2 protein-coding genes and 1 pseudogene are annotated in these 2,124 nt (G+C 49.6%); 2 read left to right on the plus strand and 1 reads right to left on the minus strand.

Annotation, left to right across the window (positions count from 1 at the left end; translation table 11 throughout):
- Together H6F80_RS00070 and H6F80_RS00075 are read left to right on the plus strand one after the other, a co-directional pair.
- A pseudogene (locus H6F80_RS00070) lies at nucleotides 1–196 on the plus strand (ABC transporter substrate-binding protein); the annotation flags it as partial.
- Between the two features lie 38 nt (nucleotides 197–234).
- A complete protein-coding gene (locus H6F80_RS00075) occupies nucleotides 235–768 on the plus strand; it encodes a GNAT family N-acetyltransferase (protein WP_190789590.1) in 534 nt (177 codons plus the stop codon).
- Between the two features lie 76 nt (nucleotides 769–844).
- Here H6F80_RS00075 and rpaA read toward each other — a convergent pair whose 3' ends face one another.
- Complete coding sequence (gene rpaA / locus H6F80_RS00080; RefSeq protein WP_190789591.1) at nucleotides 845–1,570, minus strand: two component system response regulator RpaA; 726 nt, start codon at nucleotides 1,568–1,570, stop codon at nucleotides 845–847.
- Nucleotides 1,571–2,124 lie beyond the last annotated feature (554 nt).

Raw genomic sequence — 2,124 nt, forward strand, 5'->3', positions numbered from 1 at the left:
GCTGGCAAAATACCCCTATTTCTCGCCAATGCAGCAGGTGGTAGAACAGGCAGTTTTGCGTCCGCCGATCGCCCAATATGCCCAGGCTTCCGATATTCTCCAGCGTTATCTTAGTGCTGCCCTCACCGATCGGATGTCGATTGAAGCTGCACTCCAGGCAGCGGCTCAGGAAACCCGTACATTGCTCAAGACCTAGAACTGCTTCAGATTCCAAAACTGAGAACTTAGGAAATTATGGAAGTCCGAGCTGAGCAACCAGAGGATATAGAAGCCATTCGCAAAGTCAATCTTGCGGCATTCGGGCGAGAAGACGAGGCAAATTTAGTCGATCGACTTCGGGGAGCCGCTTCTACGCTTTCCCTCATTGCGACTGAATCTGGGCAAATCGTCGGACACATTTTCTTCAGTCCAGTCACGATTCGCACCCAGCCCAACGTCGATCGAGCCTGCGGGGAATGTGCGGATGCCTTCGTGCTTGGGCTTGCACCCGTTGCGGTTCTACCCGGCTATCAGCGACGGGGAATTGGGGCACTGCTGATTCGCCAGGGTTTAGTAGAGTGCGATCGGTTGGGCTGTCAAGCTGTTGTCGTGCTGGGCTCCCCGGCATACTATTCCCGATTTGGGTTTGTTCCAGCCCGCGAAAAGGGGTTGAAATGTGAATACAACGTCCCAGAAGAAGCGTTTATGGTAGTAGAGCTAGCAGCGGATGCCCTTAAGGGCTGCCATGGAACAGTGAGCTATCGATCGGAGTTCAACGCGCTGGAGTAGGAGTCAGCGTATCAACCACAAAGGAAACGACTTCGATCGCCTCTTGTAGAACAGGCATTCTGGAAAAAGAATTTGCTCAGGCAATCTCGCCTTCCTGAGGCAGTGCAGGCAGTTCCAGGCAATATCCTGCCCCATAGACAGTTTTGATATAGCGCGGATGGCGTGGGTCGGGCTCCAGCTTAGTTCTCAGGTGACGAACGTGAACCCGAATCGTTTCAATGTCATCATTCGGGTCGTAGCCCCAGACTTCTTTGAGAATTTCGCTGGGGGAAACGGTTTGTCCGTGTCGCTGAAGCAGGCAGTGGAGCAGCTCAAACTCTAGATGAGTCAGCTTTACCGTATGGTCAAACCAGATCGCCTCTAGCCGTTCGGGAACAAGCGTCAGCGGACCAAAGTTAAGAATTTCGCTGTGCTTAGCAGCCTGAGGAATGCGATCGGTTCGTCGGAGCAGGGCACGCACTCGCGCCAGCATTTCTTCGACTTCAAAGGGTTTCGTCAGGTAGTCGTCTGCCCCTGCATTGAATCCTTCTACCTTGTCTTGGGTTTGCCCAAGAGCCGTCAACATCAAGACGGGAATATCAGCAGTTCGTTCGTCACGCCGGAGACGCTGGCAAACCGTAAATCCATCGACCTTAGGCAGCATCAAATCCAGCATGATCAGGTCTGGAATGAGCTGAAGCGCAAGGGCTTGTCCTTTGATGCCATCTGGAGCTTGACTGACATCATAGCCAGCCATTTCCAGATTTACGGCGACGAGTTCGGCAATTGCAGGGTCATCATCGATGACAAGAATACGAGGCATCTTTTAAGAGTTTTGATAGAGATGTTCTAGAACCGTTGAGGAATGAAAAGATTCCTGTACAGATTATAAGCAAGGATCTTTAATTCTTTCTGAGCGCATCAATCTTAATGCTTATATTTAACCCGTTTACAGTTTACAAGGGAATCTTTCGTTTCTGAGACAGAATGCAACATGCTCGTAGCCACGGCAAAAATACCCTTAAAACGACGGTAGCCGCGTCTATTAGCTTCCTCACGTCAGAAATTGATTAAGTTTGCGTCACCCTTATGGGAGAATTGATAAGCAGAGATAATAAGTAGATTTACTTATTAAAACTTTACAAAAAACTAGTCAGCAGAGCAATAATGGGGTAATGACAGGACAAGGCTCGCCCGTTAGTGAGGAAAGTCAGACATGGTAGCACTTACTGAGCGCATTCAAAGCCGCTTAACGCTCCAAACCTTAGAAATAGCCGATAACACGACAGCAATTCGATCGCTTGACTGGGATCGCGATCGCTTTGACATTGAATTTGAGCTGCAAAACGGCACAACTTATAACTCCTTTTTGATCCG

The sequence above is a fragment of the Leptolyngbya sp. FACHB-711 genome (assembly GCF_014695615.1).
Classification (GTDB): domain Bacteria; phylum Cyanobacteriota; class Cyanobacteriia; order Elainellales; family Elainellaceae; genus Leptolyngbya_A.